General features: G+C 68.1%; 25 protein-coding genes. 8 read left to right on the top strand and 17 right to left on the bottom strand.

Annotation, left to right across the window (positions count from 1 at the left end; translation table 11 throughout):
- Positions 1 to 143: 143 nt before the first annotated feature.
- From C9412_RS08185 to C9412_RS08195, 3 genes are all read left to right on the top strand, one after another.
- The gene (locus C9412_RS08185) at positions 144 to 1,319 is read left to right on the top strand and encodes a thiolase family protein (RefSeq protein ID WP_107231162.1); all 1,176 of its coding nucleotides are present in this window, start codon (positions 144 to 146) and stop codon (positions 1,317 to 1,319) included.
- A 122-nt stretch (positions 1,320 to 1,441) separates the two neighbouring features.
- The gene (locus tag C9412_RS08190; protein ID WP_004153024.1) at positions 1,442 to 1,783 is read left to right on the top strand and encodes a hypothetical protein; all 342 of its coding nucleotides are present in this window, start codon (positions 1,442 to 1,444) and stop codon (positions 1,781 to 1,783) included.
- Positions 1,784 to 1,906: 123 nt separating this feature from the next.
- Entirely contained in the window at positions 1,907 to 2,317 is a 411-nt protein-coding gene (locus tag C9412_RS08195; RefSeq protein WP_107231163.1) for a hypothetical protein, read from the top strand.
- A 286-nt stretch (positions 2,318 to 2,603) separates the two neighbouring features.
- On the opposite strand, the gene C9412_RS08200 is transcribed toward C9412_RS08195, so the two are convergent.
- Positions 2,604 to 4,241, bottom strand: a complete 1,638-nt coding sequence (locus tag C9412_RS08200) for an acyl-CoA dehydrogenase family protein (protein WP_107231164.1) — start codon at positions 4,239 to 4,241, stop codon at positions 2,604 to 2,606.
- A 113-nt stretch (positions 4,242 to 4,354) separates the two neighbouring features.
- On the opposite strand from C9412_RS08200, the gene C9412_RS08205 reads away from it, so the two are divergent.
- Genes C9412_RS08205 through pdeM form a run of 4 tightly spaced genes read left to right on the top strand, consistent with a single transcriptional unit; the run spans position 4,355 to position 10,044 of the window.
- Positions 4,355 to 5,353, top strand: coding sequence for a ligase-associated DNA damage response exonuclease (locus C9412_RS08205; RefSeq protein WP_107231165.1), 999 nt, complete (start codon positions 4,355 to 4,357; stop codon positions 5,351 to 5,353).
- Positions 5,350 to 6,957, top strand: a complete 1,608-nt coding sequence (locus C9412_RS08210) for an ATP-dependent DNA ligase (protein ID WP_107231166.1) — start codon at positions 5,350 to 5,352, stop codon at positions 6,955 to 6,957. The genes C9412_RS08205 and C9412_RS08210 overlap by 4 nt, the downstream gene beginning before the upstream one ends.
- Entirely contained in the window at positions 6,954 to 9,413 is a 2,460-nt protein-coding gene (locus tag C9412_RS08215; protein WP_107231167.1) for a ligase-associated DNA damage response DEXH box helicase, read from the top strand. The genes C9412_RS08210 and C9412_RS08215 overlap by 4 nt, the downstream gene beginning before the upstream one ends.
- Complete coding sequence (gene pdeM, locus C9412_RS08220) at positions 9,403 to 10,044, top strand: ligase-associated DNA damage response endonuclease PdeM (protein ID WP_107231267.1); 642 nt, start codon at positions 9,403 to 9,405, stop codon at positions 10,042 to 10,044. The genes C9412_RS08215 and pdeM overlap by 11 nt, the downstream gene beginning before the upstream one ends.
- 1 nt (position 10,045) lies before the next feature.
- Here the strand turns inward: pdeM and C9412_RS08225 are convergent, their stop codons facing one another.
- The 9 genes from C9412_RS08225 to rlmD all read right to left on the bottom strand — a co-directional run bounded on the left by C9412_RS08225 (position 10,046) and on the right by rlmD (position 17,405).
- Positions 10,046 to 10,315 carry a hypothetical protein gene (locus C9412_RS08225; RefSeq protein ID WP_107231168.1) on the bottom strand — a complete coding sequence of 90 codons (270 nt, stop codon included), beginning with the start codon at positions 10,313 to 10,315 and terminating at the stop codon, positions 10,046 to 10,048.
- Between the two features lie 182 nt (positions 10,316 to 10,497).
- Positions 10,498 to 11,766, bottom strand: coding sequence for an NAD(P)/FAD-dependent oxidoreductase (locus tag C9412_RS08230; RefSeq protein ID WP_107231169.1), 1,269 nt, complete (start codon positions 11,764 to 11,766; stop codon positions 10,498 to 10,500).
- A 129-nt stretch (positions 11,767 to 11,895) separates the two neighbouring features.
- The gene (locus C9412_RS08235) at positions 11,896 to 12,102 is read right to left on the bottom strand and encodes a cold-shock protein (RefSeq protein WP_005410590.1); all 207 of its coding nucleotides are present in this window, start codon (positions 12,100 to 12,102) and stop codon (positions 11,896 to 11,898) included.
- 88 nt (positions 12,103 to 12,190) lie between these two features.
- Positions 12,191 to 12,937 carry an S-methyl-5'-thioinosine phosphorylase gene (locus tag C9412_RS08240; RefSeq protein ID WP_049430529.1) on the bottom strand — a complete coding sequence of 249 codons (747 nt, stop codon included), beginning with the start codon at positions 12,935 to 12,937 and terminating at the stop codon, positions 12,191 to 12,193.
- An 81-nt stretch (positions 12,938 to 13,018) separates the two neighbouring features.
- Positions 13,019 to 13,573, bottom strand: coding sequence for a hypoxanthine-guanine phosphoribosyltransferase (locus C9412_RS08245; RefSeq protein WP_005410592.1), 555 nt, complete (start codon positions 13,571 to 13,573; stop codon positions 13,019 to 13,021).
- On the bottom strand, positions 13,573 to 14,580 hold the full coding sequence (nagZ, locus tag C9412_RS08250) for a beta-N-acetylhexosaminidase (protein WP_107231170.1): 1,008 nt from the start codon (positions 14,578 to 14,580) through the stop codon (positions 13,573 to 13,575). Before nagZ ends, C9412_RS08245 begins: the two co-directional genes overlap by 1 nt.
- A gap of 162 nt (positions 14,581 to 14,742) precedes the next feature.
- Positions 14,743 to 15,438 (bottom strand): DsbA family oxidoreductase, encoded by a 696-nt coding sequence (locus C9412_RS08255; protein ID WP_107231171.1) that lies wholly within the window; start codon positions 15,436 to 15,438, stop codon positions 14,743 to 14,745.
- Between the two features lie 113 nt (positions 15,439 to 15,551).
- The gene (locus C9412_RS08260) at positions 15,552 to 16,037 is read right to left on the bottom strand and encodes a CYTH domain-containing protein (protein WP_107231268.1); all 486 of its coding nucleotides are present in this window, start codon (positions 16,035 to 16,037) and stop codon (positions 15,552 to 15,554) included.
- A gap of 33 nt (positions 16,038 to 16,070) precedes the next feature.
- Entirely contained in the window at positions 16,071 to 17,405 is a 1,335-nt protein-coding gene (gene rlmD, locus C9412_RS08265) for a 23S rRNA (uracil(1939)-C(5))-methyltransferase RlmD (protein ID WP_107231172.1), read from the bottom strand.
- 127 nt (positions 17,406 to 17,532) lie between these two features.
- Here rlmD and C9412_RS08270 point away from each other — a divergent pair, with 127 nt between their 5' ends.
- A complete protein-coding gene (locus C9412_RS08270) occupies positions 17,533 to 18,261 on the top strand; it encodes a response regulator (protein ID WP_107231269.1) in 729 nt (242 codons plus the stop codon).
- Between the two features lie 546 nt (positions 18,262 to 18,807).
- Here C9412_RS08270 and recO read toward each other — a convergent pair.
- From recO to C9412_RS08305, 7 genes are all read right to left on the bottom strand, one after another.
- Positions 18,808 to 19,527, bottom strand: coding sequence for a DNA repair protein RecO (gene recO, locus C9412_RS08275; protein ID WP_107231173.1), 720 nt, complete (start codon positions 19,525 to 19,527; stop codon positions 18,808 to 18,810).
- An 18-nt stretch (positions 19,528 to 19,545) separates the two neighbouring features.
- Positions 19,546 to 20,442, bottom strand: coding sequence for a GTPase Era (gene era, locus C9412_RS08280; protein WP_005410599.1), 897 nt, complete (start codon positions 20,440 to 20,442; stop codon positions 19,546 to 19,548).
- On the bottom strand, positions 20,439 to 21,119 hold the full coding sequence (gene rnc / locus C9412_RS08285; protein ID WP_057498570.1) for a ribonuclease III: 681 nt from the start codon (positions 21,117 to 21,119) through the stop codon (positions 20,439 to 20,441). Before rnc ends, era begins: the two co-directional genes overlap by 4 nt.
- Positions 21,109 to 21,492, bottom strand: a complete 384-nt coding sequence (locus C9412_RS08290) for a DUF4845 domain-containing protein (protein ID WP_107231174.1) — start codon at positions 21,490 to 21,492, stop codon at positions 21,109 to 21,111. The genes rnc and C9412_RS08290 overlap by 11 nt, the downstream gene beginning before the upstream one ends.
- Before the next feature lie 52 nt (positions 21,493 to 21,544).
- Complete coding sequence (gene lepB / locus C9412_RS08295) at positions 21,545 to 22,339, bottom strand: signal peptidase I (RefSeq protein ID WP_057498572.1); 795 nt, start codon at positions 22,337 to 22,339, stop codon at positions 21,545 to 21,547.
- Between the two features lie 54 nt (positions 22,340 to 22,393).
- Positions 22,394 to 24,187, bottom strand: a complete 1,794-nt coding sequence (gene lepA / locus C9412_RS08300; RefSeq protein ID WP_074899507.1) for a translation elongation factor 4 — start codon at positions 24,185 to 24,187, stop codon at positions 22,394 to 22,396.
- 180 nt (positions 24,188 to 24,367) lie between these two features.
- Positions 24,368 to 25,900: a DegQ family serine endoprotease gene (locus C9412_RS08305; protein ID WP_107231176.1), complete on the bottom strand. Its 1,533-nt coding sequence runs from the start codon at positions 25,898 to 25,900 to the stop codon at positions 24,368 to 24,370.
- Between the last annotated feature and the right edge of the window lie 55 nt (positions 25,901 to 25,955).

Genomic DNA, 25,955 nt, shown 5'->3' on the forward strand with positions numbered 1-25,955 from the left:
CAGGTAACCGGCGCTGCCCAGCGGCAGCCCTCCCCGACCCTCTATACTTGGGCCGACCCCCACGCAGTCTGCCGGGAAACCAGGGCGCTTCCAACGTCCGCGGTCTCCTTTCCGAACTTTGCTTACGCATCAACGAGATTGCCATGTCCAACATCGTCATCGCCGCCGCCAAGCGCACCGCCATCGGCTCCTTCCTCGGCCAGTTCACCGGCGTGCCGACCCCCACCCTCGGCGCGGCCGCCATCGCTGCGGCCCTGGAACAGTCGGGTGTTCCTGCCGGCGACGTTTCTGAAGTCCTCATGGGTTGCGTGCTGCCGGCCAACCTCGGCCAGGCGCCCGCCCGCCAGGCCGCGATCGCCGCCGGCATTCCGCTGTCGGCCGGTGCCACCACGCTCAACAAGGTGTGCGGCTCGGGCATGAAGACCATCATGCTCGGCCATGACCTGATCAAGGCCGGTTCGGCCAGCATCGTGGTCGCCGGCGGCATGGAATCGATGTCCAACGCCCCGCACATGCTGCCGAATTCGCGCACCGGCAACCGCTTCGGCAACTTCCAGGCGGTCGACCACATGGCCCACGACGGCCTGGTCAATGCCTACGACGGCAAGGCGATGGGCGAATTCGCCGAATGCGCGGTGGACAAGTACCAGTTCACCCGCGAGGAACAGGACGCCTACGCCATCGAGTCGGTCAAGCGCGCACAGGCCGCGCAGGCCAATGGGGCCTTCGCCGACGAGATCGTCGCGGTGAAGGTGGCCACCCGCAAGGGTGAGGTCGAGTTCGCCACCGACGAACAGCCCGGTCGTTCGGACATCGCCAAGATCCCGACCCTGCGTCCGGCGTTCAAGAAGGATGGCAGCGTGACGGCCGCCAGCTCCTCCAGCATTTCCGACGGCGCCGCCGCCGTGGTGCTGCTGACCGAGGAAGACGCCGCTGCGCGTGGCATCAACCCGCTGGCGCGGATCGTCGGCCATGCCACCCACTCGCAGGAACCGGAGTGGTTCACCACCGCCCCGATCGGCGCGATCCACGCGCTGCTGGCCAAGACCGGCTGGTCGCTGGAGCAGATCGATCTGTTCGAAATCAACGAAGCATTCGCCGTGGTCGCCATGGCGCCGATGCGCGAGCTGGGCATCCCGCATGACAAGCTCAACGTGAATGGCGGTGCCTGCGCACTGGGCCATCCGATCGGTGCGTCCGGTGCCCGTCTGGTGGTGACCCTGGTCAACGCCCTGCGCACGCGCGGTGGCAAGCGCGGCATTGCCACCTTGTGCATCGGTGGCGGCGAAGCGACGGCAATCGCCATCGAATTGATTTGAAAAGATTTAACGATGATTTCGCAAAAATGAATGCGGGATCGCTTGACACCCAATCTTGGCTTGTCATCATGTTGTCGGCGCGCAGTTGCGCGTTGCCTAATCTAACGACGAGGATTCACACAATGAGCATCAACAAGCTGCTGGTCGCGATGTCCCTGGCTCTGGCCCTGGCCGCCTGCTCGAAGCAGGAAGCTGCCCAGGACGCCGCTGCTTCGGCCAACGAAGCCGCCACCGAAGCCCAGGCTGCTGCCGACCAGGCCGCCGCTGCCGGCGCCCAGACCGCCGACGCTGCCCAGCAGGCCGCTGACACCGCCGCCACCGCTGCTGACGCTTCGGTCGACGCCGCTGCCCAGGCTGGCGCTGCTGCCACCGACGCTGCTGCCGGCGCTGCTGCCGACGCTGCCAAGGCTGCCGAAGGCACCGCCGAGAAGGCCAAGGACGCTGCTGAAGAAGCCAAGAAGTAATCACTTCTTTCTTCACGCTGTTCTGGAAAAGCCGCTGGTTCGCCAGCGGCTTTTTCTTTGCCCGGTCTTCACAACGGCATGAATAGGCTGGCGTCCCCATCCATTGCAGCAGCGGAGACCGCCATGAAGATTCGTCCGATCACCACCACCGTGCTGGCCGCCTCCCTGCTGCTGGCCCTGGCCGCCTGCAAGGGCCCGGAAGCCGAACAGGCCAAGCAGGACGCGCAGCAGGCCGCCGACAGCGCCGGTGCCGCCGCCCGCGACGCCGTGGACAAGGCCGCCGCCGCCACCCGCGACGCCGCCGACAAGACCGCAGCCGCCTCTGAACAGGCCGCCGCCGATACCCAGCAGGCCCTGGACAAGGCCGCTGATGCCACGGCCAATGCCGCCGACAAGGCCAAGGACGCAGCGACCGATGCCGCCGCGCACGCCAGCGACGCCACCGCCAACGCCGCGCAGAAGGTTGCCGACAAGGCGCGCGATGTCGCAAACGACGCGAAGGCGAATGCCGCCAAGGAAGAAGCCAAGCACTAAGCCCTACCGGCAGCCGGGCATGGGCCGGCGCTACAGGAAAAGCCGCGGCACCGCCGCGGCTTTTCTGCTTTTCGCTCCCTGCTTTTTCTGTTGATTCCGTGCTGGACGCGCGGAAAGTGTCCGCGGCCGCGCGGGTGGGTTGCGCAGGGGCGTGAGCCGCATGGATGCGGCGACCGAGCTTACATGGACGTACTTGCAGCGCCCCCTGCGCAACCCACCCGCGCGGCCCGCTCACAACGCAGACTCCGCAGCGCCCACCACGAGGGGCTCCGCCGTTGGCCGCCCGCTACGGCAGCGCGCGCGCCAGCATCGCCGCCAGATCCACCCCCGCCGGCAGCGTCCCGAACGCCAGCCCATGCTCACCGTGCAGCCGGCTGCGCACGAACGCCTCGGCCATCGGGCTGCGCGCGCGCAGCAGCAACGCCGCCTGCAACAGCAGCGCGGTGCGCTCGCAGAAGATCCGCGCCTGCGATTCTTCCGGCGGCGGTGCCGCTGCCCAGCGCTGCAAGGCCGCTGCATAACGCGCATCCCGGTCGGCCACCGCCGCCAGCTCACCGCGCAATGCCGCCAGCGCCTCCGGCTCGCGCGACAGCGTGCGCAGCACGTCCAGGCACTGGATGTTGCCGCTGCCCTCCCAGATCGAGTTCAACGGTGCCTGCCGGTACAGCCGCGGCAACATCGACTCCTCCACATAACCGGCGCCGCCCAGGCATTCCTGCGCTTCGTTGACGAACACCGCCGCACGCTTGCACACCCAGTACTTGCCCAGCGCGGTCCCCAGCCGCGCCAGCGCTGCTTCATTGGCATCCACGCCGGCACGGTCGACCGCACGGGCGATGCGCATCGCCAGCACCGTGGCCGCTTCAGACTCCAGCGCCAGATCGGCCAGCACGTTGGCCATCAGCGCATGTTCCACCAGCAGCTTGCCGAAGGTGCGGCGGTGCCGCGCATGGTGCAGCGCCTGCGCCAGCGCCATGCGCATCTCTGCCGCTGCGCCGAGCATGCAGTCCAGGCGGGTCATCATCACCATGCCGATGATGGTGGCCACGCCGCGTCCTTCCTCGCCCACCCGCCATGCCTGCGCCCCGCAGAACTCGACCTCGCTGGAGGCGTTGGCCCAGTCGCCCAGCTTGTCCTTCAGCCGCATCAGCCGGAACGCGTTGCGGTCGCCATCGGCGAGCCGGCGTGGCATCAGCAGGCAGGTCATTCCCGCTGGCGCCTGCGCCAGCACCAGGAAGCCATCACACATGGGGGCAGAGAAGAACCATTTGTGCCCCACCAGGCGATAGCGCTCGCCGTCGATCGGCTCGGCACGCGTGCTGTTGGCGCGAACGTCCGAGCCGCCCTGCTTTTCGGTCATGCCCATGCCCAGGGTGATGCCGGCCTTGTCCGCCACCGGCACGTCGCGCGGGTCATACACCGGCGCGGCGGCCTTGCGCGCCCAGTCGGCCAGGTGCGGCTGCGACTGCAGCACCGCCACCGCCGCATGGGTCATGGTCAACGGGCAGCTGGTGCCGGCCTCGGCCTGATGGTGCAGGTAGCTCAGCGCCGCGCGCGCAACATGCGCGCCAGGCTGCGGCTCGTGCCAGGACAGCCCGGCCACGCCATGCGTCTTCGCCGCGTCCATCAACTGGTGATAGGCCGGGTGGAACTCCACGCTGTCGATGCGATGGCCCTGCGCGTCATGCGTGCGCAGGCGCGGACGGTCACGGTTGGCATCGAAGCCCAGGGTGTACAGCTCATCGCCGGCCAGCGCACCGTACACGCCCAGTCGTGGCGAGAAATGCGCGGCGCCCTCGCGCTGCACCGCGTCCATCAGCGCCACGTCGTCGGTCCACAGCTGGTGGCCGGCGAACGGCGGTGGCTGGTTCAGCACCACATGGGTTTCAAACGGAGCAACGCTGCTGAAACTGGGTCCACTCATCCGGTCCGTCCTGGTGGCAACAGAGGCGCGTTGCGATTGTGCCGCATCGCCCGCCAAGCCCGCGTTCAGGCCGGTTCTCACCCCGTGCACGAGGGCGCGGCCACAGTGGTGGCATGACAGGCAACGACGATCTGGTGGTGCTGCGCCCGGAGGGGCTCTACTGCGCCGCCGGCGATTTCCATATCGATCCCTGGCGGCCGGTGCCGCGCGCGATCATCACCCACGGCCACGGCGATCACGCCCGCCCGGGCATGGGCGAGTATCACTGCAGCCAGGGCAGCCTGCCGATCCTGCGCTGGCGGCTGGGCGATGTGCAGGTGCACAGCCATGCCGACGGGGTGGCCTTCGGCATGGGCCGGGTGCAGGTGTCGCTGCATCCTGCCGGCCATGTGCTGGGCTCGTCGCAGGTGCGCATCGATGACGGCGAGCAGGTCTGGGTGGCCTCCGGCGATTACAAGCGCCAGCCCGACCCGACCTGCACGCCGTTCGAAGTGGTGCCCTGCGATACCTTCATCACCGAGGCGACGTTCGCGTTGCCGATCTACCGCTGGCCGGACACCGCCACGGTGGCCGCCGAGATCGTGGCCTGGCGCCGCGAATGCGCGCAGCGCGGCGAAGCGGCCATCCTGCTGTGCTACGCGCTGGGCAAGGCGCAGCGGGTACTGGCCGAGCTGCTGCCGCTGGATGACCGGCCCGCCTGGCTGCATGGCGCCATCGCCAATGGCGTGGCGGTCTACCGGCAGGCCGGCGTGCCGATGCTGGAAACGCTGGCCGTGGCCGAACAGGGACGACAGCCCGATGCCGCCGGCCAGCTGATCCTGGCCCCGCCGTCGGCGGCCGGGACGCCCTGGATGCGCCGTTTCGGCCGCCATCAGCTGGGATTCGCCTCGGGCTGGATGCAGCTGCGTGGCAATCGCCGGCGTCGCAATGTCGATCGCGGTTTCGTCATTTCCGACCACGCCGACTGGCCCGCGCTGCTGCACACTATCGAGCAGACGCGCGCCTCGCGGGTGATCGCCACCCATGGCAATACCGATGCGCTGATTCCCTTCCTGCGCGAGCGCGGCATCGCCGCCGAAGCCTTCCGCACCGATTTCGGGAGCGAGGAATGAAGGCCTTCGCCGCGCTCTACCAGCGCCTGGACCGCAGCACGGCCACCCTGGACAAGCGTGCCGCGCTGGTCGACTACTTCCGCCACGCCCGCGCGCATGACGCTGCATGGGCGCTGTACCTGCTCAGCGGTGGCAAGGTGGGTGGCGCACGCCGCAGGATCGCCGCCAGTGGCGAGCTGCGCAGCTGGATCGCCGAAGAATCCGGTCTGCCCGCCTGGCTGGTGGAAGACAGCTATGCCCAGGTCGGCGACCTGGCCGAAACACTGACCCTGCTGCTGGATGATCCATTGCATCCCGCCGCCGACCGGCCGTTGTCGGACTGGATCGAACAGCACCTGCTGGCCGTGGCCAACCACCCGGAGGCAGCGCGCCGCGCGGCGGTCGTCGCCGGCTGGCAGCAGTTGCGCAGCGGCGAGCGCCTGGTGTTCAACAAGCTGCTGACCGGCGCCCTGCGCGTGGGTGTCTCGCAGCGGCTGGTGCAGCAGGCACTGGCCGAATGGTCCGGCCTGGACATCGCACGCATCGCCCAGCGCATGCTCGGTGCGTGGGTACCCTCGCCCGGCCTGCTGGCGCAGCTGTTGTCGGCCGACGAACTGCCGCAGGATCGGCAGCAGCCCTACCCGTTCTTCCTGGCCTCGCCGATGGAGGGCGAAACGGGCGAACGGCTCGGTCCGATCGAAGACTGGCTGCTGGAGTGGAAATGGGATGGCATCCGTCTGCAGCTGCTGCGCCGGCGCGGCGAAGTGGCGCTATGGTCGCGCGGCGAGGAACGCCTCGATGGCCGCTTTCCCGAGATCGAGCAGGCTGCCTTGGCGCTGCCCGAGGGCTGCGTGCTGGATGGCGAGCTGCTGGCCTGGGATGAAACCGGCGACCTGCCGCGTGCCTTCACCGCATTGCAGACCCGCATCCAGCGCCGCAAACCCGGCGCGACGACGCTACGCAACACGCCGGTGCGCGTACTCGCCTACGACCTGCTTGAACAGGACGGCGAAGATCTGCGCGCACTGCCGCTGCAGCAACGGCGTGCACGGTTGGCCGAGCTGATCGGCGCGCTGGATGACAGGCGCATCCAGATCTCGCCGGAGGTTGCTGCCGAGGGCTGGCGGCAGGCCGCCGCACTGCGCGATGGCGCGCGCGATCGCGGCGTCGAAGGGTTGATGCTCAAGCGCCGCGCCTCCGTCTATCAATCAGGGCGACGACGCGGCGACTGGTGGAAGTGGAAGGTCGATCCCCTCACCATCGATGCGGTGCTGCTGTACGCGCAGGCCGGGCATGGACGGCGCAGCACGCTGTACACCGACTACACCTTCGGGGTGTGGGACGGCGACACGCTGGTGCCGGTGGCCAAGGCCTATTCGGGGTTGGACGACAAGGAAATCCTCGCGCTCGACCGCTGGATCCGCGCCAATACGCGCGAACGCTTCGGCCCAGTGCGCAGCGTGCGTGCCGAACAGGTGTTCGAACTGGGTTTCGAGGCGGTCAACCGCAGTGCGCGGCACAAGTCGGGCATTGCCGTGCGGTTTCCGCGCATCCTGCGCTGGCGCCACGACAAGCCGGCCAGCGAAGCCGACCGGCTGACCGCCCTGCAGGCGCTGGCGCGATGACGCGCAGCCAGGCGCTGCGCCGGCTGGAAGACTGGTTCGCGGCACGCGGCTGGCGCTCGCTGCCGTTCCAGCGCGCGATGTGGCGGCACTACCTGGCCGGTGAGTCCGGGCTGTTGCACACGCCCACCGGCAGCGGCAAGACCCTGGCCATGTTCGGCGGTCCGCTGCTGCAGGCGATGATCGATCCGCTGCCGGCACCGCGCCGTGCCAGTGCGGTGCGGCCGCTGCAGGTGCTGTGGGTGACGCCGTTGCGCGCACTTGCCAGCGACACCGCCCGTGCGCTGCAGACGGTGATCGATGGCCTGGGACTGGGCTGGCGGGTCGGCCTGCGCAGTGCTGATGCCAGCAACCGCGAGCGACGGCAGGCGCGCGAGGGCCGCGTCGACGTGCTGGTGACCACGCCCGAATCGCTGGCGCTGCTGCTGAGTTATCCCGACACGCTGCCACGCATGCGCCAGCTGCGCTGCGTGGTGGTGGACGAATGGCACGAGCTGCTGGGCAACAAGCGCGGCGTGCTGTTGCAGTTGAATCTGGCGGTGCTGCGCGATGCTGCGCCTTCGCTGCAGCTGTGGGGATTGTCGGCGACGCTGGGCAACCTGGCGCAGGCCCGCGAGGTGCTGCTGCCCGACAGGCCGGACGCTCCCATCGTGCAGGGCGTCCGTTCGCGCCCGATCACCGTGCGCAGCCTGCTGCCGGCGCCCGGCGAACGCTTTCCGTGGGCCGGCCACCTCGGGCTGGCGCAGCTGCCACGCGTGCTGGATGCGCTGATGGCCACACGCAGCAGCCTGCTGTTCACCAACACCCGCGCGCAGGCCGAGCTGTGGCACCAGGCGCTGGCGGCGGTATGGCCGGAGGACGCCGATACGCTGGCGCTGCATCACGGCTCGCTGGACCCGGCGCTGCGCCAGCAGGTGGAAGAGGGCCTGCGCGCCGGTACGCTGCGCTGCGTGGTGGCGACCTCCAGCCTCGACCTCGGCGTGGATTTCCCCGAGGTTGAACAGGTACTGCAGCTGGGCAGCCCGAAAGGGGTGGCGCGCCTGCGCCAGCGCGCCGGGCGTGCACGTCATCGCCCTGGTGCCAGCGGCTCCATCCTGTGCGTCCCCAGCCATGCACTGGAACTGGCCGAATATGCGGCCGTGCGCCGTGCACTGCGTGAAGGCGTGGTCGAAGCACGCCGGCCGCCCACGCTGTCGCTGGATGTGCTGGCCCAGCATGCGGTAAGCCGCGCATTGGCCGGTGGCTTCGACAGCCAGACACTGCTCGCCCAGGTGCGACGTACCCATGCCTTCGCCGCGCTGGGCGACGCGCAGTGGCAGGCCGTGCTGGAGTTCATCGTGCAGGGTGGGCAGGCGCTGGCGCAGTACCCGGACTTCCACAAGGTCGTGCGCGATGCCGATGGCAGCTACCGCATGCATGATCGCCGCCAGGCGCTGCGGCACCGCTTGTCGATCGGCACCATCAGCAGCGATGGCAGCGTGCGCGTGCAGTTCCTGCGCGGCGGCGGGCTCGGTGCAGTGGAGGAACAGTTCGCCAGCCGCCTGCGCCGGGGTGATCGCTTCCAGTTCGCCGGGCGCCTGCTGGAGCTGGTGCAGCTGCGTGACTTGACCGCCTTCGTGCGGCTGGCGCGCGGACGCGGTGACGGCGTCGTGCCACGCTGGCAGGGTGGACAGCTGCCGCTGTCGATGGCCCTGGGCCGCGAACTGGAAGCGGTATTGTCCGGTGCCGATGACAGCGCCGAATCGCGCTGGCTGTCGCCGCTGCTGGCACTGCAGGCGCAGTTGTCGGCACGCCCCGGTGCGGATCATCTGCTGGTGGAAGACGTGAGGCGTCGCGACGGCCAGTTCCTGTTCGTCTATCCCTTTGCCGGCCGCCACGTGCACGAGGCATTGGCGGCGCTGCTGGCGCTGCGTTGCACCCGCCGACAGCGCAACAGCATCGGCTATGCGGTGAACGATCATGGTCTGGTGCTGGCACCGGCGCAGGCCATCGAACTCGAGCTGCCGCAGTGGCGCGCCTTGTTCAGCCGTGAACAACTGCTCGACGACCTGCGTGCGGCGGTGAATCTGGGCGAGCTGGCACGCCGCCAGTTCCGCGGCATCGCGCGTGTGGCCGGCCTGCTGGTTCCCAGCCTGCCCGGCGGCATGCCACGTTCGCTGCGCCAGCTGCAGGCCTCGGCGGGATTGCTCCATGACGTGCTGCGCGAGCACGACCCGGGCCATCTTCTGCTGGCACTGGCCGAGCGCGAAGTGCTGCACGACAGCCTGGACCTGCCGGGCCTGCAGCAGGTACTGGATCGGATCGGTACCCAGGCACTGTCGCTGCAGCAGCCGGCATCACTCACGCCGCTGGGTTTTCCGCTGTGGGCCGAGCGCCTGCGCGGGCAGTTCAGCAACGAAGACTGGCGCACCCGCGTGCAGCGTGCCGCGCAGCAGCTGGAGCACCGCCATGGTCGATGAGCATCTGCTGCCGCTTGCCGGCGAGCCCATGCGCTTGCTCGGCAGCCGCGCCCTGTATTGGCCGGCACGACAGGCGTTGCTGATCGCCGACCTGCACCTGGGCAAGGCCGATGTGTTCCGTCGTGCCGGCATCGCACTGCCCAGCGGCGGCACCGTTGACGACCTTCAGCGCCTGCAGGCGTTGCTCGATGCACATGCCTGCCGCGAACTGTGGATCCTCGGCGACATCCTGCACGGGCCGGCGCATCGCGCGGCGTGGTACCAGCACTGGCAGGGCTGGCGCGAACGCAATGCGGGGCTGGAGGTGCATGTCGTGCGTGGCAACCACGACCGGCACCTCGCCCACGCACAGCTGCAGGTCCGGATCCATGACGATGTTCCGCTCGGGCCCTTCCTGCTGCGCCATGAACCTGTGGCCGATCCGGCAAGGCATGTGATTGCAGGACATCTGCACCCGCAGATCGCGCTGCCCGCGTTGCGGCGGCGCTTTCCCGCGTTCTGGCTGCGCGAGGGGATGACGATCCTGCCCGCCTTCTCCACCTTCACCGCCGGAATCGTGCCGGTCCCCGCCCCTGGCGAGCAGATGATCGCCTGCGTGGAGGGCGGGCTGGTGGCACTGCCGACGCGCTGAATCAGGCCGGGCGCACGCCCAGCTGCGGCATCAACTGGAAATCGGCGGTGTCATCATCGCGCCGCCGTGGCAGTGCCCGGATCGCGGCGAGCATGTCCTGCGCACAGCTGCGGATGCGCGCGTGGTGCTCCGGCGATGCATGGCTGATCAGGCTGCCGACATGGAACTCGAACACGTCTTCCAGTACGTCGGGCTGGTCTTCGTGCAGCATCTGCAGCAGACCGCGCAGCTTGCAGATTTCCGAATCCAGCTCCTCGACCGCGAACAACATGGCGTCCTCCTCTTTCAACATCACGCGGCACGTCCGGGCCGCAACAGGCCGCAACGGCGGTGCCGCCCGGGCCACGCGCGATGTTGATCACGGAAAGGAAAACGGGCGACGCGACTGTCGCGTGCTCACTTCTTTTCGCATAACCGCAGTGATGCAACCGTTAATTCACGTGACGGATTGCTTCACGCACGTGCTGTTGCGGCGATGACTGCAGGCGCCTGCTCGCGGCAGGCCATCGCAGTGATGAAAGCCGGATCCAGCGCCAGCGAACCGAACCAGCCATGCTGGGTGCCGCTGAGCACACGCAGCATGTGGCCACGACCGCCCGGCAGCTTTCCCATCGGCCCCAGCAGCACATCACGCGCCTTCGCCCAGGCGTCGCGCTCGGACTGGAACAGCGGCGTGAGCCAACGGCTCCAGCGCTGGTACACCGCCACGTGCGCGCGCCGCTGCGCCTGGTAGGCCTGCAATGCTTCGGCGCCCGCGCCGTGCCTGCGCAGCGCATCGCGCAGCGCCACGGCATCCAGCAGCGCCATGTTCACACCCTGCCCCAGCTGCGGGCTCATTGCATGGGCGGCATCACCGGCCAGCACCATGCGACCCTGATGCCAACGCGTCATCGCCGCATCGCGGTAGACCGCGCGCGCCAGCTGGCCGGTCTCGCGCAGATGCGCGAAGCGGGCGCTGGCCTGCGGCCACAGCGCGTGCAGCTCGTCCAGCCACGGCGCCATGCCATCGGCCTGCCAACGCTCGAAGTCGCTGCGCGGCAGGCTCCAGAAGAAGCTCAGTCGCGGCGTGTCGTCGCCGGGCCGGGTGCCGACCGGCAGCAGCCCGATCATCTTGCGCGCGGCCACGTAGCGCTGCCGCAGTTCCTGCATGTGTGGCCAGTCTTCGGCCGGCAGCAGGCACCACAGCGCGCCCCACGGATACACACGGTCCAGCGCAGTGCCACCGCCAAGGGTGCCGCGCAGGGTCGAGGCTGCGCCGTCGGCGGCCACCACCAGATCGAACGGGCCGTGCAGGCGACCTTCGCTGTCGCGCACGCGGCCCTGCGCGCTGTCCACATCGACGATGGTGGTGCCGGCGTGCAGCTGGCCGGCACCGCCACGTGCGTCGTCCAGCAGCGAGAACAGGGCACCGCGCTGCATGCCCAGGCCATGCAGCCGTGCGTCCAGGCCGTCATAGCGCATGTCCATCACCGCACGTTCGCACGGCGTGTCGCCGTACAGGCGGTGCACCGGTGCGGCATGCGCGCGCACTGCGTCGAGCAGGCCCATCTGCCACAGCACCTGCAGGCCGCTGGGCTGCAGCAGGAAGCCGGCGCCGACCGGCCCCGGCGTCGGCACCCGTTCGAAGATCTCCACCTGGTGACCGTCACGGGTGAGCAGGATGGCCAATGCCTGGCCGGCGGTGCCGTAGCCGATCACGGCGATGCGCAGTCGTTCCGTCATGCCCGCATTGTGCCCGAGGCGGGTTGCGAATGGAGAAGGGAGGCCGCGCACGGCATCCACGCATGGCGCGGATCTACTGCGCAAAAAAAACCCCGCCGAAGCGGGGTTTTCAACGCACTGTCGAGTGGATCACTCGGCCGGCGTGATGTTCGAAGCCTGGGCACCCTTCGGGCCCTGGGTCACGTCATAGGTGACACGCTGGCCTTCCTGCAGGCTGCGGAAGCCCTTGGAGTTGATGGCGGAGAAGTGCGCGAACACGTCGGCGCTGCCATCCTCCGGCGAGATGAAGCCAAATCCCTTGGCGTCGTTGAACCACTTGACGGTACCGTTCGGCATGGTGATGCGAGACCTTATGCAATGAATGGGTGGTGTACGCTGAACCCGCGCACAAGCTGAGTATGCAAAGCTTGCTCGGGGAAGACAATCACCCCCGTGCCAATTCGCCCACCAGTTCCGGAAGTCCGTTGCTGGCGGCCTGCACATTGGCCAGCACTTCGGCCATCGTGATCTCCTCGCCATCCCCGCAGCCGGCGGCCCAGTTGGCGATGATCGCCAGGCAGGCGTAATCCAGGCCCAGCTCCCGTGCCAGCGCGGCTTCGGGCATGCCGGTCATGCCCACCAGGTCACAGCCGTCGCGGCGCATGCGGGCGATTTCAGCGATGGTTTCCAGGCGCGGGCCCTGGGTGGCGCCGTAGCAGCCACCGTCATGGACCGTGACACCGGTCACTTTGGCCGCCGCCAGGATCTTGCTGCGCAGCATCGGCGTGTACGGATGGCCGAAATCGACGTGAACCACGTCGGTGCCCTCTTCTTCACAGATCGTGCTGATACGGCCCCAGGTGTAGTCGATGATCTGGTCCGGGCAGGCCAGCACGCGCGGGCCAAAGTGTTCGGTGATGCCGCCCACGGTGTTCAACGCCAGCACCCGCTGCGCGCCCAGCTGCTGCAGCGCGGCCAGGTTGGCGCGGTAGTTGATCTTGTGCGGCGGCAGCGAGTGGCCTTCACCATGGCGCGCCAGGAACGCCACGCGGTGGCCAAGCAGCGTGCCCACCCGCACCGGGCCGGACGGACGGCCGAAACGGGTGTCGACCTCGTGGGTCTGCACGTCGTCGAGCTTGGCCAGGTTGTAGACACCGGTACCGCCGATCACGGCCAGGGCGATCTGTTGCATTCGAAGCACTCCATGAAAAGACGAACGCCGGCACCCGAGGATGCCGGCGGTGGAAGCGGTGCGCCGCGGGCGGCCGCGCCGTTATTCCTTCATTGCGTAGATGGCCGGCACGCAGCGCAGGGTTTCGTTGACGTCCATGCCGAAGCCGAACACGTAACGATCCGGCAGTTCGATGCCGGCGTAGTCGGCGGTCACGTCCGGCAGCGCGCGATCGTGCTTCTTCACCGTCATCGCGGCGATGCGCACGTCGGTCGCGCCCTGCTCCAGGCACCAGGTGCGCACGCCCTGCAGGGTGTAGCCCTCGTCCAGGATGTCGTCGACCAGCAGCACGCGGCGGCCGAACAGCGAGGTGGCCGGCTTGTGCTTCCAGACCAGATCGCCACCGGTGGTTTCACCGCGGTAGCGGGTGGCGTGCAGGTAATCGAACTGCACGTCCTGGCCGCGCGCGCCCAGTTCCAGCGCCAGCTGGCCGGCGAACGGCAGTGCGCCGTGCATGATCGACAGGAACAGCGGCACCTCGCCCTTGTAATCGCGCGCGATGGCGTCGGCGATACCGGCGATGGCCTTGTCGATGGTGGGGCGGTCGACCAGCAGGTCAGCCTGGGCCAGGGCCTGGGAAATGGTGAGGTTGGGCATCAGACGGTTCTTCCAAGGGTTTCAAGCAGACGGGATTGGGTGTCGCCATGGCGGGCATCGGCCAACAGGCCATCCCAGCCAAGCGCGCCGCGGCCGATCAGGCCCAGCAGCGCAGCAGTATTGAGGGAGCGCCCCTGCACCGCGTGCAGGGCTTCATCGACCAGCTCGGGGTGGCAGACCAGCACCACGTCGCAGCCGGCGTCCAGGTGCGCGTGCACGCGCGCGGGCACACCGCCGGCGCTGTGCGAGGCGGCCATGCCGATGTCGTCGGAGAACACCACGCCACGGAAGCCGAGCTCGCCACGCAGGATGTCCTGGATCCAGCGCGGCGAATAGCCGGCCGGCTCCGGCGCCACCTGCGGGTAGATCACGTGCGCCATCATCACCGCGTCGGCACCGGCGGCGATGCCGGCCTGGAACGGCACCAGGTCCTGCGCACGCAGTTCGTCCAGCGCGCGCGGATCGATCGCAGTATCGACGTGGGTATCTTCCAGCACGGTGCCGTGGCCGGGGAAATGCTTGAGGGTGGCGGCCATGCCGACCGCGTGCATGCCACGCACGTAGGCGGCGGTGAAGGCGGCCACCACGTGCGGGTCTTCACTGAAGGCACGGTTGCCGATGGCGCGATTGCCGCGGCCCAGATCGACCACCGGCGCGAAGCTCAGGTCCACGCCGCTGGCTCGCACCTCGCTGGCCATCAGCCAGGCGTGCTGCTCGGCCATGGCCAACGCCTGCTGCGGATCGGTGGCGTACATCGCGCCGATCTCCTGCAGCGGCGGCAGCGCGCTGTAGCCCTCGCGGAAGCGCTGCACGCGGCCGCCTTCCTGGTCCACGCAGATCAGCTGCGGGCGCGGCGCAGCGGCGCGGATGGCCGCGCTCAGATCGGTCACCTGCTGGCGCGAAGCAAAGTTGCGCGTGAACAGCACCACCCCGGCCACGGCATCGTGCTGCAGCCAGTCGCGTTCCTGGGCGGTCAGTTCGGTGCCGGCAACGCCGATCAGCAGCATGGTCGATCTCCACAACGCGCGCCCTCATGGCGCAGTGCCGCATTGTCGCAGAACCGGCCGACAGGCGCAGTGGTCAAGCTAAAAGGGAAGCGTGGGGTCAGAGCCGCAGCGCGGATCTGACCCCGGGGTCGGATCCCCGCAGGGGCTCTGACCGCGATCTGCTCAGACCTTGCAGCCGTCCGCGCCGCAGGCCTCGTCGCCGTCGGCCGAAGCGGCCGGGGCGGCCTGCTCGGCGGCGATCTGGCGCAGGGCGTTGGCGAACGCCTCGGGCGGCTGTGCCCCGGAAATGGCCCATTTCCCATCGATGACGAAGGTCGGTACCGAGGAAATGCCCAGCGCATGGGCCTGCGCCAGCCTGGCCTCCACTTCGGCCAGGCCGCGGTCTGAGGCCAGCATCTGCGCGATCTCGCCCGCGTCCAGACCGCCGGCCACGCCGGCCTTGATCAGCACCGCCGGGTCAGCCAGGTTCTGGCCCTGCTCGAAGTGGGCGCGGAACAACGCCTCGCCGACCGCCTCCTGCACCCCATGCTCCCCGGCCAGCCACAGCACCCGATGGGCCGGCAGCGTGGTCACCCGCACCTGGCCCTGGCTGAAGTCCATCGGCAGGCCTTCGGCACGCGCGGTGGTCTGGGTCTGGCTGAGGATCTGCTCGGTACGCTCTGCGCCACCGAACTTGCGCACATAGGCCTCACGCAGCGGAACCGGAGTGGCGTCCGCATCGGGATCCAGCTGGAACGGCTGCCAGTGGATGTCCAGATCAGGCGCGTCGGCGCCCAGCAACTGCACGCCCTGCTGGAAACGATGCTTGCCGATCCAGCACCAGGGACAGACCACGTCGGAATAGATGTCGATTCTCATCCCCCCGACATGGGGCCCGCCCCTGCCGAAAAAAGGGGACGGAGGGGATTAAGTCGCTTTCCGCACAGGTGGGGTGAATGCGACTTAATCCCCTCCGTCCCCTTTTCAGGGGTTCACCACTGTGAATAGGGGTGACTGGCGAGGGCGACGTTGTAGTAGCGGGCGTCGTCGGTCACTTCGGCGCCCACCCAGTCCGGCAGGTCGATGGCCTGGTCGGCGCTGTCCAGTTCGACCTCGGCCACCACCAGGCCGGCGTTGCCGCCCAGGAACTCGTCCACTTCCCAGGTCAGCCCGGCGTGCTCGACCAGATGCCGGCGCTTGTCGATCAGGCCGCCCACGCACAGCGCCAGCAGCGCGCGCGCGTCCTCGACCGGGATCGGGTAGTCGAACTCCTGGCGGGTATGGCCGATGGTGCGCGACTTCAGGTTCAGCGCGGCGTGGTCACCCTCGATGCGCACCCGCACCGAGGCGTTCTGGGTGCCGCGATCCAGCGCGCCCATGTCGTTGATGTAGCCCTGCGCCATCGGGATCACCCGGTGCGCGGCGGCACGCCAGTCGTCACTGCTGACGAGGAATTTGCGTTCGATTTCGATGCCCATCGCGCCATTATGCGCGATGGGCATGACAGGCGATCAGCGCTTCTCGAACACCGCGATGCTTTCCACATGCGCGGTATGCGGGAACATGTCCATCGCACCGGCACTGACCAGGGTGAAGCCCTGCTCGTTGACCAGGTAACCGGCATCACGTGCCAGCGAACCCGGGTGGCAGCTGACGTAGACGATGCGCTTGAACTGCTTCAGCGGCAGCTGTTGCAGCACTTCGATCGCGCCCGAGCGCGGCGGGTCCAGCAGCAGCTTGTCAAAGCCCTGGCGCATCCACGCGGTGCTGCGCTGGTCCTGGGTCAGGTCGGCGCTGAAGAACTGCGCATTGGCCAGGCCGTTGCGCTCGGCATTCTCGCGGGCACGCGCCACCAGCCCGGCGTCGCCTTCCACACCCACCACTTCACGCACACGGCGCGCCAGCGGCAGGGTGAAGTTGCCCAGGCCGCAGAACAGGTCCAGCACGCGCTCGTCCTCACCCGGCTCCAGCAGGTCCAGGGCGTGGGCGATCATCTTCTCGTTGAGCTTGGCGTTGACCTGGATGAAGTCCAGAGGACGGAACGCCAGTTCCACATCCCACGGCGCCAGCCGGAACGACAGCGGCACGCCCTGCCCGTCCAGCGGCTGCACGGTATCCACGCCGCCGGACTGCAGGTAGATCACGAAACCATGCTGCTGGCCAAAGGCCGCCCAGGCGGCGCGGTCGGCCTCGCTGAGCGGCTGCAGGTGGCGCACGGTCAGCACCACGGCCTGATCGCCGGCGATGAACTCGATCTGCGGAATGTCGCGCTTGCCATCGAGCGATTCGATGAACAGGGACAGCGCCTCGACCTTGGTGCCGATTTCCGGAATCACCGTCAGGCACTGGCTGAGGTCGGCCACGAAACGAGGATCCTGTTCACGGAAGCCGACCAGGGTCTTGTCCTTCTTTTCGACCCGGCGCACCGAGAAGCGGCCCTTGCGGCGGTAGCCCCAGCTCTCGCCGACCAGCGGCGGCAACACGGCGCCCGGCTTCACATGGCCGATCCGCGCCAGGTTGTCCATCAGCACGCGCTGCTTGGCGACGATCTGCTGGTCTTCGTCCAGATGCTGCAGCACGCAGCCGGCGCAGGTGCCGAAGTGCGGGCACTTCGGGGTCACGCGCTGCGGCGAGGCCTGCAGCACCTTGACGGTGCGGGCCTCGTCGAAATGGCGGCTGCGGGCCGTCTGTTCAGCCATCACCACCTCGCCCGGCAGGGCGCCGCTGACGAAGGTGACCTTGCCGCCCTCGCCTTCACGGCGGGCAACGCCACGACCATCATGGCTGAGGTCGAGGATCTCGGTCTGGAACGGGGTACGGTCGATGCGGGAGCGGGATCGGGCCACGTGGCAACAGGCTGCGGGCAAAAATGGGGGCGTATTGTCGCAGATCCTGACCGGCAGGGTCCGAAGCCGCTTGCGCCCGTGGCCGCCGTGCTTGATGATTGAGCCAGCTGACATGGAGGCAGCCCTGATGCAGATGACCCCGCGGGCCAGCCGGCCCCGCTTCCTGCTTGTCGAGGACGACATCATCAGCCGCGGTTTTTTCAAAGCGGCGTTGGAAACGTTACCGGCGGACGTGGATACCGCAGATTCGCTGGCCAGCGCGCTGGCCAGTGCCGAACCGGGCGCCCACGATCTGTGGCTGATCGACGTCAATCTGCCCGATGGCAATGGCGCCCAGCTGCTGCGCGAACTGCGCCGTTCACATCCGGACACCCCCGCGCTGGCGCATACCGCCGACGGCGATACCTCCATTCACGCGCGCCTGCGCGAGGCCGGTTTCAGTGACACGCTGGTCAAGCCGCTCGGCCGCGACCAGCTGCTGAAGGCGGTGCGTCGGGCGCTGGTCAACAGCCCGGCGGGCATCTTCGTGGCCCAGGCACCAGCGGCCGTCGAGCTGCAGGTGGAGGACTGGGATGAAACCGCGGCCCTGGCCGCGCTCAATGGCCAGCGCAACCACCTGATCGCGCTGCGCGAGCTGTTCCTGGCCGAACTGCCGGGCGTCCGCGATGCGGTTGAGCAGGCCGTGGACCAGCATGACGAACGCCAACTGCGCAGCCAGCTGCACCGGCTGCAGGCCAGTTGTGGCTTCGTCGGGGCGGCACGGCTGGGGCGTGCCGTGCGTCAACTGCATCACGCGCCGGAGTCGGGGCAGGCCCAGGCTGGGTTCCGGGCGGCGGTGGCAGCGCTGCTGCACTGAGGGGTGTTCGGCAGGGCTGCGCCCTGCACCTGCAGAGGCTTTCAAGCCAGGCAACGTCAAAGGCCAGAGCGGGAGCGGCTCTGGCTTTCTGCTTGTTGGGCGGGGCGGTGTGGATTGGCAGGACACGCCGTAAACCCGTCCCTGGGGGCTCGATGGCGCCATCCATGGCGCCAACGGTCCTGCCAACCCACACCGCCCCACCCCCGACAGATTCCCGGTGACGGCTGGTAGATCCACGCCATGCGTGGATGAATCTCTGTCAGATATCGAAATTCAAACTGGGGTCAGATCCGTTTTCCTTCGGAAAACGGATCTGACCCCGTCGGCATGTCCAACAGCTCGCAAGAATCTGTCGAAGGCGGGGTGGGTCCGGTTGCGGGAGTGTCCGCGGCATGGATGCCGCGGCCAAGCCCCCAAGGACGGGTTTACGGCGTCTCCCGCAACCGGACCCACCCTGCCTACCCACGGATAACCAGCTTTTGCTTTTGACGTTGACGTTGCCGTTGATTCGGCAGGTGCAGGGCTGCAAGCCCTGCCGAACACCCCCTACCGTCGGGGAGCCAGCTGCTCCAGCAGTTCCCAGGACTTCAGGCCCTTGGCTCCCAGATGATGGGCCAGCACCCGCCGCATCGGCAGGCGCAGGCTGGCCAGATCGGCCGCGCCAGGCTCTTCATCGGCGGCCAGCGCCAGCAGCGCCGAACCCGTTGCAGCCGCCCGGCGCTCACCGCCGCGCTCGCTCAGCAACCGTTGCGCGCCTTCCTGCGGGTCCAGTTCATAGCGCGCCGCCGGATCGATCGGCTGGCCGTCGCTGGCGCTGTCCAGCTCGAAGCCCAGGCCCAGCGCGGACAGCAGTTCACGCTCGAAGCGACGCAGCGTCCAGGCCAGGCCGGCCCCCACCGCCAGGCGCGCGCGCGCCTCGCCATAGGCCAGGTACAACTCCGGCAGCGGGTCCTGGCGCGGTGCCAGGCGCAGGGTCAGTTCACTCAGATAGAAGCCGGCCAGCATGGCCTGGCCGACCAGCCGCGGCGCCGCATCCAGCGCCTCGGCAGCGCGCAGCTGCGCCAGTTCACCACGCTGCTGCGCACTGAAACGGATCCATTGCAGCGGCTGCAGGGCAGCACGCAGCACCTGCCCTTTCGCGGTGGACACACCGCGCGCCAGCAGGCCGATGCGGCCATGCTGCGCGCTCAATACCTCCACCAGCAGGCTGGTCTCGCGGTAGGCCCGTGCGTGCAGCACGAACCCGCTGTCGTCCTCGATCAGCATCGAAGCGACTGCACCGGCTTACTCGTAACCGAAGGCCTTCAGTGCGGCCTCGTCGTCGGACCAGCCTTCACGCACGCGCACCCAGGTTTCCAGGAACACCTTGGCCCCGAACAGACGCTCCATCTGCAGGCGCGACTTGGCGCCGATCTCCTTCAGGCGGGCGCCGCCCTTGCCGATCACGATGGCCTTCTGGCCTTCGCGTTCGACCCAGATCACCGCACCGATGCGCAGCAGGTTGCCGTCCTCGGTGAAGCGCTCGATCTCCACGGTGGTGGCGTACGGCAGTTCTTCGCCGAGCTGGCGCATCAGCTGCTCGCGCACCAGCTCACCGGCCAGGAAACGCTGGCTGCGGTCGGTGATCTCGTCTTCACCGAACATCGGCGGCGCTTCCGGCAGCAGCTTCAGCACATCGCGCACCAGCGCCTCCAGACCATTGCGCTTCTGCGCCGAGATCGGATGCACGGCGGCGAAATCGCGGCCTTCGGTCACCTGCTGCAGGAACGGCAGCAGCGCGCCCTTTTCCTTCAGGCGGTCGATCTTGTTGACCACCAGCACCACCGGGATGCCGGCGTCGCGCAGCACGTTGAAGGCCAGGCTGTCCTCTTCGTCCCAGCGGCCGGCTTCGATCACCAGCAGGCCGGCGTCGACGCCTTCCAGCGAGCCGCGCGCGGCGCGGTTCATCACCCGGTTCATCGCCCGCTTCTGCACCTTGTGCAGGCCGGGGGTGTCGACCAGCACCAGCTGGCCTTCCGGGTAGGTGGCGATGCCCAGCAGGCGATGACGCGTGGTCTGCGGGCGGTTGGAAACGATGCTGACCTTGGCGCCGACCAGTGCATTGGTCAGGGTCGACTTGCCCACGTTCGGGCGGCCGATGACGGCCACGCTGCCGCAGTGATGGGGAGTTTGTTCGCTCACTTGGAATCCAGTTGTTCAAGGACGGCCGCAGCCGCCTGTTGTTCGGCAATCCGCCGCGAGGCGCCTTCGCCCTCGATGCTGGCGGCGGGGTCGGCTACGTTGCAGCGTACCCGGAAGTGCTTGGCGTGGTCGTCACCGGATTCTGACACCAGTTCATACTGCGGCAACGCCTTCTGTCGGGCCTGCAGCCATTCCTGCAGGCGGGTCTTGGGGTCCTTCTCCGGCCGGCCGGTGGCCGGCAGCGCGTCCATCGAGGCACTGAACCAGGGCAGCACCACTGCCCGGCAGGTCTCGAAGCCGGCATCCAGATAGATCGCGGCCACCACCGCTTCCACCGCATCGGCCAGGATCGAATCACGGCGATGGCCGCCGGATTTCATCTCGCCCGCGCCCAGGATCAGCCGATCACCCAGTTCCAGGGTGCGGGCGATCACCGCCAGCGCGCCTTCACGCACCAGCTCGGCGCGGGCGCGGGTCATCGCGCCTTCGTCGGCCTTCGGCCAGCGCTGGTACAGGGCCTGGGCCACCATCATGTTGACGATGCTGTCGCCCAGGAATTCCAGCCGCTCGTTGTGCGGCGCACCGGCACTGCGATGGGTCAACGCCTGCTTCAGCAGCGCCGGGTCGCGGAAGGGATGACCGATCAGGTCGCCACGTTGGAAAGGTTTATTCGGCACCGCTTCGGGTCAGGTCCTGGGTTGAATCGAATTTGCCAACCACATCGAGGTTGCCGACCAGCGGACGGCGCACTTCGTAGTTGACCTTGAGGGTCCAGCCATTGTCGCGCCGATCGAACTTCACATTGGCCGGCTTCACGTTGTCCGAGTAGTTGATGTACAGGCGCTTGAAGAACAGCTCCTGGATCCGCGCCGGCTCCATGCTGCCCACGCCCGGCTCGTTGGCCAGGCTCTTCATCGCCGAGCGCACCGCGTAGTACTCCTGGTACATCGGGAACAGCTTCATGCCGATGTAGAGGAAGAAGCCGACCACGATCAGGACGATCAGGAACGAGGTCAGGGTCATGCCACGCTGCGTGTTCATCGTCTTCATTGCGTTCTCCCCAGATACGCGTTGGATGTGAAAATACTCGGTTGACGCCCGCTCAGTTGATGCTCGAGCCGATCCGCGACGGCTCGAAGCCATCCTTGCAGAACCAGCCCTGGCAGTTCAGCCAGATCAGGAACGCCTTGCCGCGCAGGTTCTCTTCCGGCAGCAGGCCCCAGAATCGGCCGTCGTCGCTGTTGTCGCGATTGTCGCCCATCACCAGGTACTTGCCGGCCGGCACGGTCCACTGGCCCTGGCCGCGCGGGTAATCGGTCTCCAGCACGGTGTGGGTGCGGCCCGGCAGGTGCTCGACCAGCAGGTTGGCGCCCTCGCCCTGGCCCTTGTGGCCGGCGTAGATGCCCTTGTTGTCGTACTTCAGCGGCTCGCCGTTGAGGACCACACCGTCGCCCTCGAAGACCACGGTATCACCGGGCACGCCGATGACGCGCTTGATGAAGTTCTCGCCCTTGGCCGGGTCGTTGTCGCCGTGGCCGGGGAAGTGGAACACCACCACGTCGCCCCGCGAGGGCTCGCCGAACGGCACGATCTTGGTGTTGCTGATCGGCAGGCGCAGGCCGTAGGAGAACTTGTTGACCAGGATGAAATCGCCGATCAGCAGGTTCGGCATCATCGAGCTGGACGGGATCTTGTACGGCTCGGCGATGAAGCTGCGCACGATCAGCACGATCGCCAGCACCGGGAAGAAGGCGCGCGAGTAGTCCACCAGCACCGGCTCGGAATCGAGCAGGCCGGCGCGCTGGGCGCGGCGCTTGGCCAGGTACAGCTTGTCGGCAAGCAGGATCAGGCCCGAGGCCAGGGTCAGCACGACCAGGAGGATCTCAAACAGTTTCATTCAGGGTCCTTTGCAACGTCACCAGACGACCGGCCGCGCAGGGCCGGTGCGGGCTTACTTGTTGTCCATCTGCAGCACGGCCAGGAACGCTTCCTGCGGAATCTCCACGCGGCCGACCTGCTTCATGCGCTTCTTGCCTTCCTTCTGCTTTTCCAGAAGCTTTTTCTTGCGCGAAACGTCGCCACCATAGCACTTGGCCAGCACGTTCTTGCGCATGGCCTTGACCGTGGTGCGGGCGATGATCTGCGAGCCGACGGCGGCCTGGATGGCCACGTCGAACATCTGGCGTGGGATCAGGTCCTTCATCTTCTCGCACAGTTCGCGGCCGCGACGGTCGGCGTGGCTGCGGTGCACGATCAGCGACAGCGCGTCGACCTTGTCGCCGTTGATCAGCACATCCACGCGCACGAACGGGCCGGCGTCGAAACGCACGAAGTGGTAGTCCAGCGAGGCATAGCCACGGCTGACCGACTTCAGCTTGTCGAAGAAGTCCAGCACCACTTCGGCCATCGGCAGCTCGTAGCTGATCTGCACCTGGCTGCCCAGGTAGTTGATGCCGATCTGGCTGCCGCGCTTTTCCTCGCACAGCTTGATGATGTTGCCGATGTACTCCTCGGGGGTGAGCACGTTGGCACGGATGATCGGCTCGCGGATCTCCTCGACCTGGTTCACTGCCGGCAGCTTGGCCGGGTTGTCCATGTTGATGATCGAGCCGTCGGTCTTCAGGACCTCGTAGACCACCGTGGGCGCGGTGCTGATCAGGTCCAGATTGTATTCGCGCTCCAGGCGCTCCTGCACGATTTCCATGTGCAGCATGCCGAGGAAGCCGCAGCGGAAGCCGAAGCCCATGGCTTCGGAGCTTTCCGGCTCGAAACGCAGCGCGGCGTCGTTCAGGCGCAGCTTGTCCAGCGCTTCGCGCAGGTCCGGGTAGTCCTCGGCATCGACCGGGAACAGGCCGGCGAACACGCGCGGCTGCATTTCCTGGAAGCCCGGCAGCGGCTTCGGTGCCGGGTCGCCAGCCAGGGTCAGGGTGTCGCCGACCGGGGCGCCGTGCACGTCCTTGATGCTGGCCGTCACCCAGCCCACTTCACCGGCCCGCAGTGCCGGCAGCACTTTGCGCTTCGGCGTGAACACGCCGACGTTGTCGACCTGATGGTTGCGGCCGGTGGACATCACCTGCAGCTTGTCGCCGGCTTTGATCTCGCCCTGCATCACGCGCACCAGCGAGACCACGCCCAGGTAGTTGTCGAACCAGGAGTCGATGATCAGCGCCTGCAGCTTGTCGGTATCGCGCGGCTGCGGCGGCGGAATGCGGTGCACGATCGCTTCCAGCACGTCCTGCACGTTCAGGCCGGTCTTGGCACTGACCGGCACCGCGTCGGCGGCGTCGATGCCGATCACGGCCTCGATCTCGGCCTTGGCGCGCTCGATATCGGCGGTGGGCAGGTCGATCTTGTTGATCACCGGCACCACTTCCAGGCCCTGTTCGACGGCGGTGTAGCAGTTGGCCACCGACTGCGCTTCCACGCCCTGGGCGGCATCGACCACCAGCAGCGCGCCTTCACAGGCGGCCAGCGAACGGCTGACCTCATAGGAGAAGTCGACGTGGCCGGGGGTGTCGATGAAGTTCAGATGGTAGGTCTGCCCATCCTTGGCCAGGTACGGCAACGACACCGACTGCGCCTTGATCGTGATGCCGCGCTCGCGCTCGATCGGGTTGGAGTCGAGCACCTGCGCTTCCATCTCGCGGGCCTGCAGGCCACCACAAAGCTGGATGATGCGGTCGGCCAGCGTGGACTTGCCGTGGTCGACATGGGCGATGATGGAGAAGTTGCGGATGTTCCGCATCGAATCAGAAGACATAGGTGGCGGCGGCGCGCGGCGTCGTCAGGGTAACGGTCGATTATCGCATGCCCGGCGCCCCGCCGCGAAAACGGCCTCATCGGGCCGGGCCCGGAATGGCCGAAGCCCCGCCAGGGGCGGGGCTTCGGGGGCACCACGGGGCCGCCCCGGCGGCCCGTGCCGGCCTTACTGGCCGGCCTTCACCGCCACGAAGGCGCTGTTGCCGTTGCCGGTACGCACCAGCAGCATCACCACATCGTCCTTCCTGAAGCTGGACAGCGCGCGGTTGAGGGCGTCCACGCTGCCGACCGGGGTGCGGCCGACCTGCAGGATCACCATGCCCGGAGACAGGCCGGCGTCACGCGCCGCCTGGCCCTTGACCCCGGTGATGCGCACGCCTTCGTTGCCGTCCAGACCGAACTGCTTGCGCTGCGGCGCGGTCAGCTCGCTGACGTCCAGGCCCAGCAGGGCCACCGCACCGGTCTGCGGCGCGGCATCGGCATTGGCCGTCGCCGGACCACGCGCGTTGCCCGGGCCGTCTTCGCTCAGCGCGGTCAGGGTCGCCCCCAGTTCACGCGGCTTGCCGTCGCGGTAGACGACCAGGTTCACCTTGCTGCCCGGCGCCATCGCACCGATCAGCGGCGGCAGGTCGGACCAGCTGTTGACCGCGCTGCCGTTGACCGAGCGGATGACATCGCCCACCTGCACGCCGGCCTTGGCCGCCGCACTGCCCGGCACGATCTGGTTGACCAGCGCACCACGGCTGTCCGGCAGGCCCAGGCCCTGCGCCTTCAGCGAATCGATCGGTTCGACCACCGCGCCGAGCTGGCCACGGGTAACCTTGCCGCTCTTCTTGATCTGCTCGACCGCGCTCATCGCCAGGTCGATCGGGATCGCAAAGCTGATGCCCATATAGCCGCCGGACGCGGAGAAGATCTGCGAATTGATGCCGACCACCTCACCGCGGGTGTTCAGCAGCGGGCCACCGGAGTTGCCCTGGTTGATCGCCACGTCGGTCTGGATGAACGGCACGTAGCGCTGGTCGGCGCCCCCGGTGCTGCGGCCCAGCGCGCTGACGATGCCGGCGGTGACCGAGTGGTCGAGGCCGAACGGCGAGCCGATCGCGACAACCCACTGACCCGGCTTGAGCGTGTTGGAATCGCCCACGCGCACGGTCGGCAGGTTCTTGCCGTCGATCTTCAGCAGGGCGACGTCGTACTGCTGGTCACTGCCCACCACCTTGGCGGTGAACTCGCGGCTGTCGCCCAGCTTGACCTTCACATCGCTGGCGTCGGCCACGACGTGGTAGTTGGTCAGCACGTAGCCATCGGGCGAAATGATGAAGCCCGAGCCCATGCCACGGCCCTTGATGCTGGGGCCGCCATCCTGCCCACCCGGGCCCTGCCCCGGCATCGGGAAGTCCGGCCCGAAGAAGCGGCGGAAGAACTCCGGCATGTCATCGTCGCCCATCGGGCCACGCGCGGCCTGGCGGTTGTTGCGGACGATGGTGGTGTCGACGTTGACCACGCCCGGCCCGACCTGTTCGACAAGGTTGGTGAAATCGGGCAGGCCGCTGACCAGCGGCTGTGCCGGCGCCCTGGGCGCGGCGGCCGGCGCAGGCTGGGCCGGGGCGGCAGGCGCCGGGGCCTGTGCGCAGGCCATCAGGGGAAGGGTCAGGGCCAGCAGGCCGATCGCCTGCGTGCGGAGTCGGGGAGTCATCGGACGGCAACCTCCGGGTCGGATGGAAAGAGGAATACGGGCCCCGCCGACGGCG

It is taken from the genome of Stenotrophomonas sp. Nf1 (assembly GCF_003028475.1).
In the GTDB taxonomy this organism is placed as follows: Bacteria; Pseudomonadota; Gammaproteobacteria; order Xanthomonadales; family Xanthomonadaceae; genus Stenotrophomonas.

Coding starts and splice junctions, on each gene's coding strand:
- C9412_RS08185 (WP_107231162.1), top strand. CDS start 144: ATGTCCAACATCGTCATCGCCGCCGCCAAGCGCACCGCCATCGGCTCC.
- C9412_RS08190 (WP_004153024.1), top strand. CDS start 1,442: ATGAGCATCAACAAGCTGCTGGTCGCGATGTCCCTGGCTCTGGCCCTG.
- C9412_RS08195 (WP_107231163.1), top strand. CDS start 1,907: ATGAAGATTCGTCCGATCACCACCACCGTGCTGGCCGCCTCCCTGCTG.
- C9412_RS08200 (WP_107231164.1), bottom strand. CDS start 4,241: ATGAGTGGACCCAGTTTCAGCAGCGTTGCTCCGTTTGAAACCCATGTG.
- C9412_RS08205 (WP_107231165.1), top strand. CDS start 4,355: ATGACAGGCAACGACGATCTGGTGGTGCTGCGCCCGGAGGGGCTCTAC.
- C9412_RS08210 (WP_107231166.1), top strand. CDS start 5,350: ATGAAGGCCTTCGCCGCGCTCTACCAGCGCCTGGACCGCAGCACGGCC.
- C9412_RS08215 (WP_107231167.1), top strand. CDS start 6,954: ATGACGCGCAGCCAGGCGCTGCGCCGGCTGGAAGACTGGTTCGCGGCA.
- pdeM (WP_107231267.1), top strand. CDS start 9,403: ATGGTCGATGAGCATCTGCTGCCGCTTGCCGGCGAGCCCATGCGCTTG.
- C9412_RS08225 (WP_107231168.1), bottom strand. CDS start 10,315: ATGTTGTTCGCGGTCGAGGAGCTGGATTCGGAAATCTGCAAGCTGCGC.
- C9412_RS08230 (WP_107231169.1), bottom strand. CDS start 11,766: ATGACGGAACGACTGCGCATCGCCGTGATCGGCTACGGCACCGCCGGC.
- C9412_RS08235 (WP_005410590.1), bottom strand. CDS start 12,102: ATGCCGAACGGTACCGTCAAGTGGTTCAACGACGCCAAGGGATTTGGC.
- C9412_RS08240 (WP_049430529.1), bottom strand. CDS start 12,937: ATGCAACAGATCGCCCTGGCCGTGATCGGCGGTACCGGTGTCTACAAC.
- C9412_RS08245 (WP_005410592.1), bottom strand. CDS start 13,573: ATGCCCAACCTCACCATTTCCCAGGCCCTGGCCCAGGCTGACCTGCTG.
- nagZ (WP_107231170.1), bottom strand. CDS start 14,580: ATGCTGCTGATCGGCGTTGCCGGCACCGAACTGACCGCCCAGGAACGC.
- C9412_RS08255 (WP_107231171.1), bottom strand. CDS start 15,438: ATGAGAATCGACATCTATTCCGACGTGGTCTGTCCCTGGTGCTGGATC.
- C9412_RS08260 (WP_107231268.1), bottom strand. CDS start 16,037: ATGGGCATCGAAATCGAACGCAAATTCCTCGTCAGCAGTGACGACTGG.
- C9412_RS08270 (WP_107231269.1), top strand. CDS start 17,533: ATGCAGATGACCCCGCGGGCCAGCCGGCCCCGCTTCCTGCTTGTCGAG.
- recO (WP_107231173.1), bottom strand. CDS start 19,527: ATGCTGATCGAGGACGACAGCGGGTTCGTGCTGCACGCACGGGCCTAC.
- C9412_RS08290 (WP_107231174.1), bottom strand. CDS start 21,492: ATGAAGACGATGAACACGCAGCGTGGCATGACCCTGACCTCGTTCCTG.
- lepB (WP_057498572.1), bottom strand. CDS start 22,339: ATGAAACTGTTTGAGATCCTCCTGGTCGTGCTGACCCTGGCCTCGGGC.
- lepA (WP_074899507.1), bottom strand. CDS start 24,187: ATGCGGAACATCCGCAACTTCTCCATCATCGCCCATGTCGACCACGGC.
- C9412_RS08305 (WP_107231176.1), bottom strand. CDS start 25,900: ATGACTCCCCGACTCCGCACGCAGGCGATCGGCCTGCTGGCCCTGACC.